Origin of the sequence: Streptomyces sp. NPDC006529 (assembly GCF_040611795.1) — a bacterium.
Classification (GTDB): domain Bacteria; phylum Actinomycetota; class Actinomycetes; order Streptomycetales; family Streptomycetaceae; genus Streptomyces.
Genome location: NZ_JBEXPB010000005.1, coordinates 59,353 through 78,136, shown reverse-complemented (window position 1 = coordinate 78,136; position 18,784 = coordinate 59,353). Strand labels below are relative to the sequence as shown.

General features: G+C 70.7%; 11 protein-coding genes. 5 read left to right on the top strand and 6 right to left on the bottom strand.

The window, feature by feature from the left end:
* Window positions 1–416 precede the first annotated feature (416 nt).
* Window positions 417–3,137 carry a magnesium-translocating P-type ATPase gene (gene mgtA / locus ABZY31_RS06395; protein WP_356405423.1) on the top strand — a complete coding sequence of 907 codons (2,721 nt, stop codon included), beginning with the start codon at window positions 417–419 and terminating at the stop codon, window positions 3,135–3,137.
* A 62-nt stretch (window positions 3,138–3,199) separates the two neighbouring features.
* On the opposite strand, the gene ABZY31_RS06390 is transcribed toward mgtA, so the two are convergent.
* From ABZY31_RS06390 to acnA, 4 genes are all read right to left on the bottom strand, one after another.
* Entirely contained in the window at window positions 3,200–4,126 is a 927-nt protein-coding gene (locus ABZY31_RS06390) for a carbohydrate ABC transporter permease (protein WP_356405421.1), read from the bottom strand.
* A 12-nt stretch (window positions 4,127–4,138) separates the two neighbouring features.
* The gene (locus tag ABZY31_RS06385) at window positions 4,139–5,083 is read right to left on the bottom strand and encodes a sugar ABC transporter permease (RefSeq protein ID WP_356405419.1); all 945 of its coding nucleotides are present in this window, start codon (window positions 5,081–5,083) and stop codon (window positions 4,139–4,141) included.
* 77 nt (window positions 5,084–5,160) lie between these two features.
* Window positions 5,161–6,609 (bottom strand): N-acetylglucosamine/diacetylchitobiose ABC transporter substrate-binding protein, encoded by a 1,449-nt coding sequence (ngcE, locus tag ABZY31_RS06380; protein ID WP_356405648.1) that lies wholly within the window; start codon window positions 6,607–6,609, stop codon window positions 5,161–5,163.
* 356 nt (window positions 6,610–6,965) lie between these two features.
* On the bottom strand, window positions 6,966–9,695 hold the full coding sequence (acnA, locus tag ABZY31_RS06375; protein ID WP_356405417.1) for an aconitate hydratase AcnA: 2,730 nt from the start codon (window positions 9,693–9,695) through the stop codon (window positions 6,966–6,968).
* A gap of 907 nt (window positions 9,696–10,602) precedes the next feature.
* Between acnA and ABZY31_RS06370 the strand changes: the two genes are divergently transcribed.
* Window positions 10,603–12,132, top strand: coding sequence for a UDP-N-acetylglucosamine 1-carboxyvinyltransferase (locus tag ABZY31_RS06370; RefSeq protein WP_356405416.1), 1,530 nt, complete (start codon window positions 10,603–10,605; stop codon window positions 12,130–12,132).
* Window positions 12,133–12,137: 5 nt separating this feature from the next.
* Here the strand turns inward: ABZY31_RS06370 and ABZY31_RS06365 are convergent, their stop codons facing one another.
* Window positions 12,138–12,461 (bottom strand): putative quinol monooxygenase, encoded by a 324-nt coding sequence (locus ABZY31_RS06365; protein WP_356405414.1) that lies wholly within the window; start codon window positions 12,459–12,461, stop codon window positions 12,138–12,140.
* Between the two features lie 113 nt (window positions 12,462–12,574).
* On the opposite strand from ABZY31_RS06365, the gene ABZY31_RS06360 reads away from it, so the two are divergent.
* Window positions 12,575–13,255, top strand: coding sequence for an excalibur calcium-binding domain-containing protein (locus ABZY31_RS06360; RefSeq protein WP_356405413.1), 681 nt, complete (start codon window positions 12,575–12,577; stop codon window positions 13,253–13,255).
* A 126-nt stretch (window positions 13,256–13,381) separates the two neighbouring features.
* A complete protein-coding gene (locus tag ABZY31_RS06355; RefSeq protein WP_356405411.1) occupies window positions 13,382–14,827 on the top strand; it encodes a cytochrome P450 in 1,446 nt (481 codons plus the stop codon).
* A 181-nt stretch (window positions 14,828–15,008) separates the two neighbouring features.
* Here the strand turns inward: ABZY31_RS06355 and ABZY31_RS06350 are convergent, their stop codons facing one another.
* Window positions 15,009–16,574, bottom strand: coding sequence for an MFS transporter (locus tag ABZY31_RS06350; RefSeq protein ID WP_356405409.1), 1,566 nt, complete (start codon window positions 16,572–16,574; stop codon window positions 15,009–15,011).
* A gap of 82 nt (window positions 16,575–16,656) precedes the next feature.
* Here ABZY31_RS06350 and ABZY31_RS06345 point away from each other — a divergent pair, with 82 nt between their 5' ends.
* Complete coding sequence (locus ABZY31_RS06345; RefSeq protein WP_356405407.1) at window positions 16,657–18,735, top strand: prolyl oligopeptidase family serine peptidase; 2,079 nt, start codon at window positions 16,657–16,659, stop codon at window positions 18,733–18,735.
* The last annotated feature ends 49 nt before the right edge of the window (window positions 18,736–18,784 follow it).

The following is an 18,784-nucleotide window of genomic DNA, read 5'->3' as shown; positions in this document are numbered from 1 at the left end:
ACGAATCGGCCACTACCGGTCATAAGGCGGGAGAAACATCCCCGGGGCCCGTGTTACGGTCGCTGAGGCGCCGGTCCTCTGCGGCCATTCCGGCCGGACCGGGCGCCACGTCGATGACGGCGCTACGCGAGGAGGTGTTCGGGAATGAGTCCCGACCGAAGTCCTTGCCGCGCTCTCGTCGGTTGATCGGCCGCACCGGCTGACCCTTCTTCCTTGAGTGCGCACGGCCGCGGCATGCCCGCGGAGATCCGTGCACGTCCTCATGCCCTCCGCACGCTCCCGGCCCCGCGCCCGGCGTGCGTCATCCATGCCCGTCGGCGCTCCGCGCGGCCCCGTGCCCCCGCGCCGACCCATGATCACTCCACGTGACCGCGCGGCTCCGTGCCGCCCGGACGCCGTGGAGGGAGGTACTCGTCATGACCATGCTCACCCCCCGTACGCCCACGAAGCTCGCACCGCCGGGCCGGGCCCGCCGCGAGCGCAAGGCGGCGGAACTCGAAGCCCGCACCCGCGCGGTCGGCGAGCGGCTCACCGCGCTCAGCGCGCGGCCCGGCCCGCAGGTGCTGCGGGACCTGTCCGCCACCCCCGACGGCCTCACCCGCGCCGAGGCCGCACTGCGCCTGGAGCGCGGCGGCGCGAACGCCGTCGCCCGGGAGCGCGCGCCCCGCTGGTGGGTCCAGCTCGCCAGGGCGTACGCGAACCCCTTCATCGCGGTCCTGGTCTTCCTGGCCGCCGTCATGTTCTGGCAGGACCCCGCCGACCCGGGCGTCATCATCCTCTCGGTGATGGTCGCCGTCAGCGGACTGCTGCGCTTCTGGCAGGAGTACCGCTCGGGCCGGGCCGCCGACGCGCTGCAGCAGCTCGTCACCACCACCTGCGCGGTCCAGCGGCGGGCGGGCGGCGGCTCGGTCCCGACGACCTTCGAGATCCCGATGGACCGGGTCGTGCCCGGTGACGTCGTCAAGCTGGCCGCCGGTGACCTGGTCCCCGCGGACCTGCGGCTGGTCACGTCCAAGGACCTCATGGTCAGCCAGGCCGCCCTGTCCGGCGAGTCGCTGCCGGTCGCCAAGGCCGACACCCGCCCGGTGGACCTCGGGCAGGCCGCGACCGCCGACCCGGTCGAGGCCGACAACCTCTGCCTGATGGGGACCTCCGTCACCTCGGGCACCGCCACCGCGGTCGTCGTCGCCACCGGCACCGACACCTACTTCGGCTCGATGGCGGGCTCGCTGACCGGCGAGCGCCCGCAGACCGCCTTCGACACCGGCGTGCGCAAGGTCAGCTTCCTGCTGATCCGCTTCATGCTGGTGATGGTCCCCGTCGTCTTCATGATCAACGGCTTCACCAAGGGCGACTGGAACGCCGCCTTCCTGCTCGGCATCGCCGTGGCGGTGGGCCTCACGCCCGAGATGCTGCCGATGGTCGTCTCCGCCAACCTGGCGCGCGGCGCGGTCGCGATGGCCCGGCACAAGGTCGTCGTCAAGCGGCTCAACGCGATCCAGAACCTGGGCGCGATGGACGTGCTCTGCACGGACAAGACCGGCACCCTCACCGAGGACCGGATCGTCCTCGACCGCCACCTCGACGTGCACGGCGACGAGGACGCCGAGGTGCTGGAGTACGGCTACCTCAACGCGCACTTCCAGACGGGCCTGAAGAACCTGATGGACCAGGCGGTCATCGACCGCGTGGGCGAGGCCGAGGAGGTTGTCGTCGACACCCGGTTCTCGATGGTCGACGAGATCCCCTTCGACTTCGCCCGGCGCCGGATGTCCGTGGTCCTGGCCCGCAACGCCCTGGACGGACCGGCGGGCCGGTCCGAGCACGTCATGATCACGAAGGGGGCGGTCGAGGAGGTCCTGGGGCTCTGCGGCCACGTGCGGGACCGCGGGCGGATCGTCGAGCTGACCGATCAGCTGCGGTGGCACGCCACCCGGGTCGCCGAGGACCACAACCGCCGGGGCCTGCGGGTACTGGCCGTGGCCACCCGCACGATCGCCTCCCCCCGCGACACCTACACCGTCGCGGACGAGGACCGGCTGACCCTGGTCGGCTTCCTCGCCTTCCTGGACCCGCCGAAGGCCGACGCGGGCCGCGCCCTGAAGGCCCTGGCCGACAAGGGCATCGCCGTCAAGGTGATCACCGGTGACAACGAGCTGGTCGCGGCGCGGGTCTGCGCCGATGTCGGGATCGACGTGGGCCGGGTGGTCCAGGGCCGCGCCCTGGACACCCTCGACGACACGGACCTGCGCGAGCTGGCCGCCCGTACGACCGTCTTCGCCAAGGTTAACCCGGTCCAGAAGGCCCGCATCGTGCGGGCCCTGCAGGCCGGGGGCCACACGGTCGGCTTCCTCGGGGACGGCATCAACGACGCGGCCGCGCTGCGCGACGCGGACGTCGGCATCTCGGTGGACACCGCCGTCGACATCGCGAAGGAGTCGGCGGACATCATCCTGCTGGAGAAGGACCTGACCGTCCTGGAGCACGGCGTGGTCCAGGGCCGGACCACCTTCGGCAACACCGTCAAGTACATCAAGATGACCGCCAGCTCGAACTTCGGCAACGTCTTCTCGGTCCTGGTGGCCAGCGCGTTCATCCCGTTCCAGCCGATGCTCGCGATCATGCTGCTGATGCAGAACCTGGTCTACGACATCGCCCAGCTGGCGACCCCCTGGGACCGGATGGACGAGGAGTACCTGCGCGAGCCGCGCAGCTGGGACGCCAGGGGCATCGGCCGGTTCATGGTCTGCATCGGCCCGATCAGCTCGGTCTTCGACATCGCGATGTTCCTGATCATGTGGAACGTCTTCGGCGCCGACAACGAGGCGGCCCAGTCGCTCTTCCAGTCCGGCTGGTTCGTCGAGGGGCTGCTCTCGCAGACCCTGGTCGTCCACATGATCCGCACCCGCAAGATCCCCTTCATCCAGTCGCGGGCGTCCTGGCCGGTGCTGGTGATGACCGTCCTCGCGGTGCTGACCGGGCTGTACCTGCCCTTCTCGCCGCTGGCCGGACCGCTCGGCCTGGTGGCGCTGCCCGCGGGCTACTTCCCGTGGCTGATCGGCATCCTGCTCGCCTACTGCACGCTCACGCAGCTGTTGAAGGGCCTCTACATCAAGAAGTTCGGCAGCTGGCTGTAAGGCGCGCCAACGGCCGGCCGCGACGGGAAGGTTCCCGCGCGGCCGGCCGTCGGCGAGTCCCGCTACTTGAGGGTGGCGGAGGTCAGACCGGCCTGGATCTGCCGCTGGAAGGACAGGTAGACCACCAGCATCGGGATCATCGCGATGGTGACGCCGGCGAAGAGCACCGGCAGGTCCGTCTCGTAGCCCATCTGGTACTGGAGCTGGATCAGGCCCTGGGTGAGCATGTAGCGCTCGGGGTCCGATCCGGACTGCGGCTGCATCAGCACGGCGGGCAGGATGTACTGGTTCCACTGCCCCAGGACATTGAATATCCCGACGGAGATCAGGCCGGGCCTGGCCATCGGCAGCATCACCTGGAAGAAGATCCGGGTGTCGGAGGCTCCGTCGATCACCGCCGCCTCGTAGACCGCGGTGGGCAGCGTGCGGAAGAACGAGTGCATGAAGAACACGGTGAACGGCATCGAGTAGGCGACGTACACCAGGATCAGGCCCTGGAAGCTGTTGAGCATGTCGAGCCGCTTGACCATGAAGAACAGCGGTACGAGCGCCAGGAACACCGGGAACATCGCCCCGCTGACGAAGAAGTAGTAGATGACCCGGTTCCCCTTGAAGGGGTAGCGGGCCAGCACGTACGCCGCCATCGAGCCCAGCAGCATGGTCAGCGGGACGGAGAACACCATCACGATGACGGTGTTGCCGAAGTAGTCGCCGATGCCCTTGTCCCAGGCCCGGGAGAAGGCGTCGAAGTGCCAGTTGGAGGGCCAGCTCAGGGCCGAACCGCCGATCTGGACGTCGGTCTTGAAGGAACCGAGCGCCAGCCAGATCAGGGGCAGGACGATCAATATGGCCCACACGGCGAGGAAGCCGTGCGAGAAGACGTTGAGCACCGCCCCCTCGGAGCGGCCGGAGCGGCCGGGCGCGGCCGGCTTCTTGCGGTCCCCGCCCTCGGCGGCGGCCTCACCGGGTGCCTTGATGACTGTGGTCATGGTGTCTCCCGCTCAGAACTCGATGCGCTCGCGGCGGGTGGCGCGCAGCGTGACGAGGGAAAGGATCAGGGTGAGGAGGAGCATGACGACTCCCATGGCACAGGCGTAGCCGCTCTTGCCGAAGTACAGGAAGTTGCGCATCAGGACCGTCGCCATGACCTCGCCGTGGTGGTCGGGTCCGCCGCCGAACTGGCCGGATGTCATGGTCGACACGAGGACGAACATGTCCATCGCGGCGATGCCCAGATAGACCGCGGAGGTCTGCACAGAGTCCCACAGCAGGGGCAGCGTGACCTTGATGAAGGTCTGGGCGCGTCCCGCGCCGTCGAGCAGCGCGGCCTCGTAGATGTCCTTGGGGATGGTCTGCATCGCCGCGGAGAAGAGCACCAGGTAGAAGCCGACGCCGTGCCAGACGACGACGCCGAGCATGCACCACAGCACCAGGTCGGGCTCGTTGAGCCACTCGATGGGGTGCAGCCGGTCGATGACGTGCAGCTTGGTCAGCAGGCCGTTGAGCAGGCCGCCCTCGTCGCTGCGGTAGACGGCGCCGAAGAGCACCGCGAGGATCGCGAGCGAGAGGACCTGCGGGAAGAAGTAGACGATCTTGTAGAAGGCCGCGCCCCGGACGCCGCGCACGCCGCCCGCGCCGCTGCGCCCTCCGACGTTCACCATGAAGGCGAAGAAGAGGGCCAGCAGGATGGTGATGGTCGGGACGAACACCAGGAGGAAGAGGTTGTGCAGCAGGGCGCCCCGGAAGACCTCGTCCTTCATCAGGGTCGCGTAGTTGTCCAGACCCACGAAGTCGAACGTCGGCGACTGGCCCGACCAGTTGGTGAAGGAATAGCCGAACGTCTGGATGTACGGCCAGATGACAAAGGTCAGATACAGCGCGAGGGGCAGGAAGAGGAATCCGGCGATGAAGCCGACCTGTCCTCTGCCCCGGGCAACGTGACTCATGGTGTCCGTCCCTGATGGTTCCCCCGGCTGGCGCCGGGTGGTGCCCCCGGCCGGCGGGCCGGACGGGGGCGGTGGCGTCAGCTGCGGTGGTTGTTCTTGGCGTTGGGGTCCTTGGCCGCCTTGTCTACCGCAGCCTGGGCCCGCTTGATCCATTCCTTCGGCTGGATTCGCTTGGCCATCAGCTCATTGGACGCGGCCTGGATCTCGTTGTCCATCTCGCTGTACCAGTCCGGGTACAGGTACGCGAAGGTGTTGGTGCCGGCCGCCTTGACCGCGGTCACCGCCGAGGCGGTACCGGGGCGCAGCTTGACGTTCGGGTCGACGCCGTCCTTGACCACGGTCAGGGAGTTGGCCTGCTGGGCGAAGAGGGTCGACCATTCGCGGGAGAGCATCGAGCGCAGGAACTCCAGGCCGCCCGCCTTGTTCGCGGCCTTCTCCGGGACGATGAAGGGCTCGCCGGCGCCGGCGCGGATGGCCTCGAAGGGCATCTTGCTGTCGGCCAGGACGGGCATCGGGAGGAACTTCATGTCGAAGTCGTCCGGGGTCTGCTTGAGCTGCTCGTTCTCCAGCCAGGAGCCGGAGGGGATGAAGGCGGCCTTGTACTGGTTCCAGGCGGTCTGCGACTCCGTGTGGGTGAGGCCGTTGGTGCCCGGCATCAGGAGGTCCTTCTCGACGACCTCGTAGACCGCCTCGACGGCGGCGAGGGCGGCCGGGTTGTCCGCGAAGGCGTTCGGCGCGAGGTTGTCGATCGCCTTGACGGCGTCGAGGCCGCCCTTCTTGGCGATGAGGTCCATGATGACGACGTTGATGTAGTACGGGAACTTGCCCTGGTGGGCGAGGCCGCCGATGCCGGCCGCCTTGGCCTTGGCGCAGACGTCGAGGAACTGGTCCCAGGTCTTGGGCTCGGCCCAGCCCTTCTCCTTGAAGAGCTTGCCCGAGTACCAGAGGCCGAAGACGGTGTAGACGTAGTAGAGGGCGACGAACTTGCCGCCCTGGGTGCCCTGTTCGACGGTGCCGGGGAGCAGCATGTCCCGGACCTTCTTGGCCGGGTCGTCGAGCGAGGGCGCGTCCAGGACCTGGGTCAGCTCCGCGAGCTGACCCGACTTGGCGAGGACGTCGATCTTGATCTGCTGGGCGCCCGAGTCGTCGACGACGTCCGGCGGGGTGCCGCCGTTGAAGCGCGGCTGGAGCTTGGCGGTGATCTCCTGGGTGCCGAGGTGGGTCGTGGTGGTGCCCCACTTCTTGTCGAAGGCCGCTTCCCAGGCCTTCGCGTAGTCATCGCCGAAGCCGCCCTTGAAGACGACCACGTCCATCTTGCTGCCCTTGGCGACACCGAAGGGGTTGTCCTTGGACGTGACCCCCTTGGAGGCGGTGTCCGAGGGCGCGTCGCCGCCGGAGGCGCAGGCCGAAAGGAAGCTCATCGTCGGCACCGCGATCAGGCCGAGTGCCGCCGACCGCCGGATCAGGTCACGGCGGCCGAGGCCCTCACCGTTGTTGTGCTCGCCCTGGGCGGAGATGGATCCCATGCTCATGTCCTCGCCTTCTCAGAAGTGTGAAGGAGGCCGGAAGTCGCGGCAGTCGCCGCGCATGCGGACAACGCCGCAGGTCCCCGCCCGTCCCCCGGTCCGGCGCCGCGGGAGACGCGGTAGTCCGGACGGGCACAGGTATAGTCCACTTCCGCTCGGATGAGCAAGATCATGCACAGAGAAGACCTTGGGCTTTTCCGAGTTGAGACCTCACCGTCACCTGGCCCCGCCCGCCGGAGGTGGTCCGGGACAACGAAAAGGGCCGTACCCCCTTTAACGGGGATACGGCCCTTTGGTGCCGATGTGCTTCGCCGTGCTCGGCTACGCCCGGCCCTGCTCGGTCGTGCTGGTCGTGCTTAGTTGCGGATGAGGTTCCGCAGCACGTACTGCATGATGCCGCCGTTGCGGTAGTAGTCCGCCTCGCCCGGGGTGTCGATCCGGACGACCGCGTCGAAGTCGACGCCGGTGTCGGTGGTGACCTTGACCGTGCGCGGGGTGGTGCCGTTGTTCAGCTCCTCGACACCGGTGAAGGAGAAGGTCTCCTCGCCGGTCAGGCCGAGGGAGGCCGCCGTGGCGCCCTCCGGGTACTGGAGCGGCAGGACGCCCATGCCGATCAGGTTGGAGCGGTGGATGCGCTCGTAGGACTCGGCGATGACGGCCTTGACGCCGAGCAGCGCGGTGCCCTTGGCGGCCCAGTCGCGGGACGAGCCCGAGCCGTACTCCTTGCCCGCCAGGATGACCAGCGGGATGCCGGCGGCCTGGTAGTTCTGCGAGGCGTCGTAGATGAACGCGACCGGCGCGCCCTCGACCGTGAAGTCGCGGGTGAAGCCGCCCTCGGTGCCCGCCGCGATCTGGTTGCGCAGGCGGATGTTGGCGAAGGTACCGCGGATCATGACCTCGTGGTTGCCGCGGCGGGAACCGTACGAGTTGAAGTCGCGGCGCTCGACACCGTGCTCGGTGAGGTACTTGCCCGCCGGGGTGTCGGCCTTGATCGCACCGGCCGGGGAGATGTGGTCGGTGGTGACCGAGTCGCCCAGCTTCGCCAGGACGCGGGCGCCGGCGATGTCGGAGACCGGGGTGGTCTCCATCGTCATGCCGTCGAAGTACGGGGGCTTGCGGACGTAGGTGGACTGCGGGTCCCACTCGAACGTGTTGCCGGTCGGGATCTCCAGCGCCTGCCACTGCGCGTCGCCCGCGAAGACGTCCTGGTAGGACTTGCTGAACATGTCCTCGCCGATGGCGCTGGCAACGACCTCGTTGACCTCGGCCTCGGAGGGCCAGATGTCCGCGAGGAAGACCGGCTTGCCGTCGAGGTCGGTGCCCAGGGCGTCCTTGGTGATGTCCACCTTCATGGAGCCCGCGATGGCGTACGCGACGACCAGCGGCGGGGAGGCCAGGTAGTTCATCTTGACGTCGGGGTTGATGCGGCCCTCGAAGTTGCGGTTGCCCGAGAGCACCGAGGTGACCGCGAGGTCGGCCTCGTTGATCGCCTTCGAGATCTCCTCGTCCAGCGGACCGGAGTTGCCGATGCAGGTGGTGCAGCCGTAGCCGACCAGGTTGAAGCCCAGCTTGTCCAGGTACGGGGTCAGGCCGGCCTTGTCGAAGTAGTCGGTGACGACCTTCGAACCCGGGGCCAGGGTGGTCTTGACCCAGGGCTTGCGGGTCAGGCCCTTCTCGGCCGCCTTCTTCGCCACGAGCGCCGCGGCGACCATGACGTAGGGGTTCGAGGTGTTGGTGCAGGAGGTGATCGCGGCGACGGTGACGGCGCCGTGGTCGATCTCGAACGAGGTGCCGTCGGCCAGGGTCACCAGGGTGGGCTTGGTGGGCACACCGTTGGAGGACGCCGGGGCGTCGGACGCCGGGAAGGACTCCTTGCCGGCCTCCTCGTCGTCGCTGACGTAGTTGCGCACGTCCTGCGCGAACTGCTGCGCGGCGTTGGCGAGGACGATGCGGTCCTGCGGGCGCTTCGGGCCGGCGATGGAGGGGACGACCGTGGAGAGGTCGAGCTCCAGCTTCTCGGAGAAGTCGGGCTCGGCGGCCGGGTCCAGCCACAGACCCTGCTCCTTGGCGTACGCCTCGACGAGCGCGACCTGCTGGGCGTCGCGGCCGGTCAGGCGCAGGTACTTCAGGGTCTCGTCGTCGATCGGGAAGATCGCGGCGGTGGAACCGAACTCCGGCGACATGTTGCCGATGGTGGCGCGGTTCGCGAGCGAGGTGGCGGCGACGCCCTGGCCGTAGAACTCGACGAACTTGCCGACGACGCCGTGCTTGCGGAGCATCTCGGTGATGGTCAGCACGAGGTCGGTGGCGGTGGTGCCGGTCGGCAGCTCGCCGGTCAGCTTGAAGCCGACGACGCGCGGGATCAGCATGGAGACCGGCTGGCCGAGCATCGCGGCCTCGGCCTCGATGCCGCCGACGCCCCAGCCGAGCACGCCGAGGCCGTTGACCATGGTGGTGTGCGAGTCGGTGCCGACGAGGGTGTCGGGGTACGCCTGGCCGTTGCGGACCATGACCGTGCGGGCCAGGTGTTCGATGTTGACCTGGTGGACGATGCCGGTGCCCGGGGGGACGACCTTGAAGTCGTCGAAGGCGGTCTGGCCCCAGCGCAGGAACTGGTAGCGCTCCTTGTTGCGGCCGTACTCCAGCTCGACGTTCTGCGCGAAGGCGTCCTTCGTGCCGAACTTGTCGGCGATGACGGAGTGGTCGATGACCATCTCGGCCGGGGAGAGCGGGTTGATCTTCGAGGGGTCGCCGCCCAGGGCCTTCACGGCCTCGCGCATGGTCGCGAGGTCCACGACACACGGCACGCCGGTGAAGTCCTGCATGATCACGCGGGCCGGCGTGAACTGGATCTCCTCGCTCGGCTGGGCCTGCGAGTCCCAGTTGCCGAGCGACCGGATGTGGGCGGCGGTGATGTTCGCGCCGTCCTCCGTGCGGAGCAGGTTCTCCAGCAGCACCTTCAGGCTGTAAGGCAGGCGGGCGGAGCCCTCGACCTTGTCCAGCTTGAAGATTTCGTACGACTCGTCGCCCACCTGCAGCGTGCTGCGGGCGTCGAAGCTGTTCGCCGACACGACAGTCTCCTTCATGCATGAATTCGCGCGTTCTACCGCATCCTGCCGCGTGGCACTGGGGCCAATCCGCTAAGGTGGGACTAAGTTAGGTAACCCTTACCCCGACGGGGGGCTGCGGCGCGCCTTCGGCAGTTATCTCGATGTCGAGATAACTCTAGTACATGTCCGCGCGCGGGGTGCTCCCGGTGGGGCGGGGGCGTGGCTCCGGGGCCGCCGGGTCCGCCAGGCACGCCCCTGGCGGGGCGCGCCTCAAACGCCGGCGGGGCTGGGTATGGCCCCCGGGCCGGGGGTGGCGGGCCGCGGCCGTGCCGGTGCCCCGCACGAGCGTCTCCTCGGCTCGCGGCCTCACCCGGTCGGAGAAAGTCCCCAGCAGTGGCCGCTCGCCCTGCGGGGACACTCCTGCGCGCCCCCGCCCCGACCCCGACCCGCCGGGCGGCGCGGCGTCAGGGTGGTGGTGACGCGGCCCGGAGGAGTGTCCCCGCAGGACGAGCGGACAGCACCGGACCACTGATCCGGACCCCCCGAGTTCCGCGAGCCGAGGAGACGCTCCGCAGGGCCGCGGCGCCACCCCCCTGACACCCCGGCCCAGTGGCCCTACCCAGCCCCGCCGACGATTGAGGCGCACGACCGCGGGCCGCGACGCCCACCCCCGGGCCAGGGGACATGCCTCAGCCCCGCCGGCGATTGAGGCGTGCCCGCCGGGCCGCGGGCGGGATTGGGCCACCGGGGCCGCACCCCGACAGGGGGTCGGCGTCCGGTATATCCGGATACGGGGGACACGGGAGGGCGCCGAGTCCCCGACGGGGCGTCAGCCGTGGCCCGGGGCCCGAGTGGGGAAGGACGCGCGGCGGCTGACGGTCGGTGACACCCGTCTGCCACACCCGGCGCGATCTACATCTCATATGTGAGATACCGTGCAGCCATGGCAGACGACTACCTCGTACGCATCGGCAAGCTCATCCGTGACGCCCGTCAGCACCGGGGCTGGACACAGAGTCAGCTCGCCGACGCCCTCGGCACCAGCCAGAGCGCGGTGAACCGCATCGAGCGCGGCAACCAGAACATCAGCCTTGAGATGATCGCCCGAATCGGTGAAGCGCTCGACAGCGAGATCGTGTCCCTGGGTTACTCCGGCCCGATGCACCTGCGGGTGGTCGGCGGCCGTCGTCTCTCCGGCGCCATCGACGTCAAGACCAGCAAGAACGCCTGCGTCGCACTGCTCTGCGCCTCGCTGCTCAACAAGGGCCGCACCGTGCTCCGCCGGGTCGCCCGCATCGAAGAGGTGTACCGCCTTCTGGAGGTACTGAACTCCATCGGCGTGCGCACCCGCTGGATCAACGGCGGCGTGGACCTCGAACTGATCCCGCCGGCCAGGCTCGACATGGACGCGATGGACGCCGACGCGGCCCGCCGGACCCGGAGCATCATCATGTTCCTGGGTCCCCTGCTGCACCGGATGGACCACTTCAAGCTGCCCTACGCGGGCGGCTGCGACCTCGGCACCCGCACCATCGAGCCGCACATGATCGCCCTGCGCCGCTTCGGCCTGGACATCACCGCGACCGAGGGCATCTACCACGCCCAGGTCGAGGCCGGCGTCTCCCCCGACCGCCCGATCGTGCTGACCGAGCGCGGGGACACCGTCACCGAGAACGCGCTGCTCGCCGCCGCCCGGCACGACGGCGTCACCGTCATCCGCAACGCCTCGTCCAACTACATGGTCCAGGACCTGTGCTTCTTCCTGGAGGCGCTGGGCGTCAAGGTCGAGGGCGTCGGCACCACCACGCTGACCGTGCACGGCGTCCCGACCATCGACGTCGACGTCGACTACTCCCCCTCCGAAGACCCGGTCGAGGCGATGAGCCTGCTCGCCGCCGCCGTCGTCACGGAGTCGGAACTGACGATCCGCCGGGTTCCGATCGAGTTCATGGAGATCGAACTCGCGGTGCTGGAGGAGATGGGCCTCGACCACGACCGTTCCGCGGAGTACACCGCCGACAACGGCCGGACCCGCCTGGTCGACCTGACGGTCCGTCCCTCCAAGCTGGAGGCGCCGATCGACAAGATCCACCCGATGCCGTTCCCCGGGCTGAACATCGACAACGTCCCGTTCTTCGCGGCCATCGCCGCCGTGGCCCAGGGCCAGACCCTGATCCACGACTGGGTGTACGACAACCGGGCCATCTACCTCACCGACCTCAACCGGCTCGGCGGCCGCCTCCAGCTCCTGGACCCGCACCGCGTCCTGGTCGAGGGCCCCACCCGCTGGCGCGCGGCCGAGATGATGTGCCCCCCGGCCCTGCGCCCCGCGGTGGTCGTCCTGCTCGCGATGATGGCGGCGGAAGGCACCTCGGTGCTCCGCAACGTCTACGTCATCAACCGCGGCTACGAGGAACTCGCCGAGCGCCTCAACTCGGTCGGCGCCCAGATCGAGATCTTCCGCGACATCTGACCGGCTCAGTCGATCTGGAGTTCGCCCATCCGGCTCCAGCCCGTGGCGCCCTCGATCGTCGTGCTGACGATCTCGGGCGTCCGGGTGAGCAGGGGGCGCATGGCCTCCAGGCCGGCGCTGAAGTGGTCGGAATTGACGTGCGCTTCGCCCGCGCCGTCCTGGAACGCCTCGACCAGGACGTAGGTGTCCGGCTCCTCCAGGCTGCGGGACCACTCGAACCAGAGGTTGCCCGGCTCCGCGCGGGTGCCGCGGGTGAAGTCGGCGACCTTTTCGGGCCACTGGTCGACGTACTCCGGCTTGACGGCGAATTTCACCACAATGAAGATCATTCGCTCATTGTAGGCAGTGGGACCGGCGAGCAGTTTCGTCAATGCCTCCCCCCGGGTCCGGCGGCGCGCATAGGCTGCGGGCTTTGTTCAATGCTGAACTTGGGGGGTCCATCGTGTTCGTTCGCCGTGGGGCGGCCGCCGCCGTCGTCGTGAGTGCGGTCCTGTTGCTGGGAGCGGGGTGTGAGGACCCCGCGCCGAAGGCGGCGGGGGCGACCCGGCCGAGCGCTTCCACGTCCCCTTCCGCGTCGGTGTCCGCGCCGGCGTCCCCGTCCACCGCCGCCGTGATGCCCTCGGTCGTCGGAAAGGGGTTCAGCGAGGCGGAGACGGCGGTCAAGGCGCTCGTCACCCGGCCCGTCGAGGCCCGCAGCGCCTACTCCGACGTCACCCTCGCCGCGGCGCACGGCGCCTGGACGGTCTGCTTCCAGACCCCCGCCGGGGGCGCCCCGGTGGCGCCCGACACGGCGGTGGAACTGTCCCTGGTGGCGCCCGGAACGCCGTGTCCCGGGAAGGCCGGGGCGGCGCTGCACCCCTCGAAGGCCCCCGCTCCCGCCGCCAGCACGACGCCCGTCCCCGCGCCCAAGCCGAAGGCCACCGTCCCCACCGACACCGGCAGCACCGGCGGCGACGGCGGCAACGGTGACACCGCCGCGAGCAGCGGGGGCGGCGGGTCGGACGCCTACTACAGCAACTGCGCCGCGGCCCGCGCCGCCGGGGCGGCGCCCATCCGGCGCGGCGAACCCGGCTACCGCAAGGCCCTGGACCGGGACAACGACGGCATCGCCTGCGACAAGTAGGACGAGGGGCGACGGGCGAGCGGCGAGGTGGCACCCGCGGAACGGCCGGTTTCGGCCGTAAGGGCCCGCCGCTCGCCGCGGCGGCCCGGCAGAATCGGCCCGTCGGTACGTGTCGAGGGGGCGGCCATGTCAGTGGAAACAGCAGCGTCGGGCGGGGCGGGCCGGGTGCGGACTCCGCGGTTGGAGGGGGTGCCGCTGCTCGGGTCGCTGTTCGACCTCACGTCGGATTCGCTCGGCACCTACCTGCGGGCGCAGCAGCGGCACGGGGACGTCGTGCGGATCAGCGCCGGGCCGCCCGGGCTGCGGGCCGAGCTGTACGGCGTCTTCTCCGCGGAGGGCGCGCAGCGGGTCCTGGCCTCGGAGTCGGCCAACTTCCGCAAGGACAACCCCTTCTACCAGGAGGTCCGGGACTCCTTCGGCAACGGCCTGCTGACCAGTCAGGACGAGGACTACCAGCGCCAGCGACGGCTGGTCCAGCCGCTGTTCACGCGCCGCCGGGTCGACGGGTACGCCGCCGCGGTGGCCGCCGAGACCGCGCAGACCCTGGAGAGCTGGCGGGAGGCCGAGGACGCGGTGGTCGACGTCTCGGTCGAGATGACGCACCTGGCGCTGCGCGCGGTCGCCCGGATCCTCTTCGGTACCGATGTCGACGCCACCGTCGACGTCGTAGACCGGTGTTTTCCGGTCATCACGGAGTACGTGCTCCGGCGCGGGTACTCCCCCGCCAACATCCCCCGCTCCTGGCCGACTCCGGGCAACCGGCGGGCGGCCGCCGCGATGGAGGAGCTGTACGGGGTGTGCGACCGGATCATCGCCGAACGGCGCGGCACGGCGGACCGGGGGCCGGGGGCCGCCGGCCGCGCCCCGGAAGCGGGCCCCGCCGCGGCGCGCGACGGCGAGGACCTGCTCACCCTGCTCGCGGCCGCCGAGAGCGCGGACGACGCCTCCTTCGACGCCGGCGAGCTGCGCGACCAGGTACTGATCTTCCTGCTCGCCGGGCACGAGACCACGGCCACCTCGCTCGCCTTCGCCCTGCACCTGCTGGCCCGCCACCCCGAGCTCCAGACTCGCGCGCGCGAGGAGGTCTCCCGGGTGCTGGGCGACCGTACGCCCGAAGCCGCGGACCTGGAGCGCTTGCCGTACCTCACGCGGGTGCTCAAGGAGGCCATGCGGCTCTACCCGGCGGCTCCGGTCATCGGGCGCCAGGCGGTCGCCGCGGCGGAGATCGACGGGCACGCCGTCCCGGCGGGCGCGACGGTGATCCTGGCGCCGTGGGTGACCCACCGGCACCCGGAGTACTGGCCCGAGCCGGAGCGCTTCGATCCGGACCGCTTCACGCCCGAGGCGGAGGCGGCCCGGCCGCGCTACGCCTGGTTCCCCTTCGGCGGGGGTCCGCGCGCGTGCATCGGCCAGCACTTCTCGATGCTGGAGTCGGTGATCGCCCTGGCCATGACCCTGCGGGCGTACGCCTTCGAGGCCGTGGACACCGAGGTTCCGGTCAGCACCGGGATCACCCTGCGGGCCACCGGCCCGGCGCGCTGCCGGATCCGCCCGCTGCGGCCGACGCGGTAGCCGCGGGCTGCTGGACCACCGGTGGGCGGCCGCCGCTGCGCGCCATGGCGTTTTTGTCCAATACCCCGGCTCCGCGCCCTGCGAGGGTGGGGGTGACCGACGGGGGACGGCGGGGCCGGGCGGATCCTTCCGCCCGGCCCCGCCGTGGTGCGCGGGGAGGACCGCGCCCGGGTCGGCCGCTTCAGACGGCCGCCGGGGTGTGCGTGCCCTTCAGCCGTTCGAGGTCGGAGGGCCGGACCTGGATGACGACCAGCGCGATGACGGCCGCGACCAGGGCGAAGAGGGCCGCGACGACGAACGCCGCCGAGACGCCGGAGGTCAGCACCTGGGCGCCGTACGCGCCGGGCAGCCGGCCGGTCTGCCGGAAGGCGGCCTTCTGTTCGGGGGTGGCGTTGGCCAGGAAGGCCGGGACCTGCTTCGTGGCCTCGTTGCGGCTGGCCGTGCCGTAGAGGGTCACCAGGATGGACAGGCCCAGTGAACCGCCCACCTGCTGCATGGTGTTGAGCAGTCCGGACGCGGCGCCCGATTCGCGGTGGGGGACGTTGGAGAGGGCCATCAGCGTCAGCGAGACGAACTGCATGCCCATGCCGAGGCTGAACAGGAGCATCGGGCCGAGGATGCTGCCGAGGTAGGTGGAGTGCACGTCGGTGAAGGTGAGCCAGCCGAGCCCGGCGGCCGCGAAGAGGGCGCCGCCGACCATGAAGGGTTTGGGCCCGAACTTCGGCAGCAGCTGGGAGGTGATGCCCGCGCCCACCGCGATCACGGCGCTGACCGGGAGGAAGGCGAGGCCGGCGCGGATGGGGGTGAACCCGAGCACGTTCTGCACGAAGAGGGTGAGGAAGAAGAACATGCCGAACATGGCGCAGGCGAGGAAGAGCATCATGCCGTAGGTCCCGGCCCGGTTGCGGTCGGCGAACATGTGCAGCGGGGTGATCGGCTGTGGCGAGCGCCGCTCCACCAGGATGAAGCAGGTGAGCAGGACGACGGCCACGGCGAAGGACGCGAGGGTGTACGGGTCGGTCCACCCTTCTTGCGAGGCCCGGATGAACCCGTAGACCAGGCACACCATGCCCACCGTCGCGGTCAGGGCGCCCACGAAGTCGAAGTGTCCGGGATGGCGTTCGGACTCGCGGATCACCTTCGGGGTCGCGACGGCGATCAGTATCGCGATGGGGACGTTCACGAAGAGCACCCAGCGCCAGTTGAGCCATTCGACGAGCGCGCCGCCGGCGAGCAGCCCGATGGCGCCGCCGCCCGCCGAGACGCCCGCGAACACGCCGAAGGCGCGGTTGCGTTCGGGCCCCTCGCGGAAGGTGGTCGTGATCAGGGCGAGCGCGGTGGGGGACGCGATGGCCCCGCCGACGCCCTGGAGGGCACGGGCGGCCAGCAACTGGCCCGCGTTCTGGGAGAATCCGCCGAGCAGCGAGGCCAGGCCGAAGAGCAGGACGCCGAAGACGAAGACGCGGCGACGGCCGAGGATGTCACCGGTGCGGCCGCCCAGCAGCAGCAGTCCGCCGAAGGTGAGGGTGTAGGCGCTGACGACCCACGAGAGGCTCTCGGTGGAGAACTTGAGGGCGGTCTGGATGTGGGGCAGCGCGATGTTCACGATGGTGATGTCGAGAACGACCATGAGTTGGCAGGAGGCGATGACGAGCAGTGCGAGTCCGTTCCCGTGCCGTTGCTCGTCGCCGTTCCCTCGGACCTTGCCTTCGGTCCCGCTGGTGCTCGGCGATGTGTTCGGGTCCACTGTTCGACGCTAAGCCCGGGTCCCGGGGGTCACCACTCGAACGGACTAGAGCATGTGCTATTTCACATGTCACACTCTGCGCATGGATCCCACGGACGACTTCCTCCGCCTCTCGGCGGCCACCGCGCGCTTCACCCACGGCTCCCCCCGCGCGTTCTCCTTCGGCGACGACGGCCGGCTGCTCTGGTTCCTGCGCTCCACCGGCCCCACCGATCCCTTCGACGGCCTCTGGGTGCTCGACACCGCGACCGGAGCCGAGACCCGGCTCGCCGATCCGCGCACGCTGCTGCCGGACGGTCCCGGCGAACTGCCCGCGACCGAACGCCGCCTGCGCGAGCGGATCCGGCTGACCGCCGCCGGGATCGGCTCCTACGCGCTCTCCGGTGACGGCCGCAGGGCGGTCTTCGCCCTGTACGGGCGGCTGTACGCGGTCACCGCCGGCCAGGACGCGGCGCCCGAGGAGATCCCGGCCGCCCCGGCCGCCTTCGACCCGCGCCCGAACGCCGACGGTTCGCGCACCGCCTACGTCGCCGACGACGCGCTGTACGTCGCCCCCGGCGGCCGGGTGAGCCCCGCCGACGGAGCCCGCTGGGGCGTCGCCGAATTCGCGGCCGCCGAGGAACTGGGCCGGGCCCGCGGCCACTGGTGGTCCCCCGACGGGCGCACCCTGCTGGCCGCCCGGGTCACCGAAGAGGGCCTCCAGCGCCGCTGGTTCGCCGATCCGGAGCACCCCGAGCGCCCGGCCGAGGAGTTCGCGTACCCCGAGGCGGGCGGGCCCAACGCCGAGGTGAGCCTGTGGGTGCTCGGCGCGGACGGCGGGCCCGGGGTGCGGCTCGACTGGGACGCGGCGGCGTTCCCCTACGTCTCCGACGCCGGGTGGGAGTCCCCCGCCGAGATCCTGCTGACCGTCCAGGACCGGCTCCAGCGCACGGTGCTGCTGCTCGGCGCCGACCCGGCCACCGGGCGGACCACGGAGCTGTCCCGCACCACGCATCCCCAGTGGGTGGACCCGATGGTGCCCGGCACCCCGGCCCGGCTGTCCGACGGGCGGATGCTGACCGCGCTCGACACCCCGGGCGGGGCCGCGCGCGCCTTGGCCGTGGACGGCGTAGCGCTCACCGGGGACGGGGTCCAGGTGCGGGGCGTGCTGGGCGAGTACCGGGGGCGGCTGCTCGTCGAGGCCGGGCTGCGGGACCCCGCCGAGCAGCAGGTGGTGCTGCTCGACACCGGCACCGGGGAGCTGACGCCGCTGGCCGACGGCCCCGGCGTGCACACGGCGCTGACCTCCGCCGGGGCGCTGCTGCTGACCTCGGCCGGCGCCGGCGGGTTCCGGCGGACCGTGCGCACGGCGGACGGGCGGGAGCTGGGCGTCACCGACCTCGCCGAGCCGCTGCCGTACCGGGTGGCGCCGCGGTTCGAGCGGGTCACCGAGCGGGGGATCCCCACCGCGCTGGTGCTGCCGCGCGGGCACGTCCCGGGGCGGCGGCTGCCCGTCCTGCTCGACACCTACGGCGGCCCCGGCTACCAGGACGTGTCCGCGGAGCCGCGGCGCTGGCAGGCCCGCCAGTGGTGGGCCGACCAGGGCTTCGCGGTGGTCACCGTCGACAACCGGGGCACCCCGTACGTCTCGCCGGCCTTCACCCACGCCATGTACCGCGGGTTCTCGAAGGTGACGATGGAGGACCAGGTGGCGGCGCTGCGCGCGCTGGGCGAGCGGCACCCGGACCTGGACCTCGGCCGGGTCGGGGTGCGCGGCTGGTCCTACGGCGGCTACCTGGCCGCGATGGGCGTGCTGAGGCGCCCCGACGTCTTCCACGCGGCGGTGGCAGGAGCCGCGCCGACCGATTTCCGGCACTACGACACGGCGTACACCGAGCGCTACCTGGGCCTGCCCCAGGAGGAGCCGGAGGTCTACGAGCGGGACTGCCTGATCGGGGATGCCCCGGCGCTGACGCGTCCCCTGCTGCTGGTCCACGGGCTCGCCGACGACAACGTGCACCCCTCGCACACCCTGCGGCTCTCGCGGGCGCTGACCGACGCGGGCCGTCCGCACCAGCTGCTGGCACTGCCGGGGGTCACGCACATGACGCCGGGCGGGGTCCGGGAGAAGGTGATGGCGCTGGAACTGGCCTTCTTCCGCGCGGAGCTGGGCCTGGCCTGAGGCGGGACCCGCCCGCCCGGCGCGGGTGACCGCACGCGAAAGGGCCCCG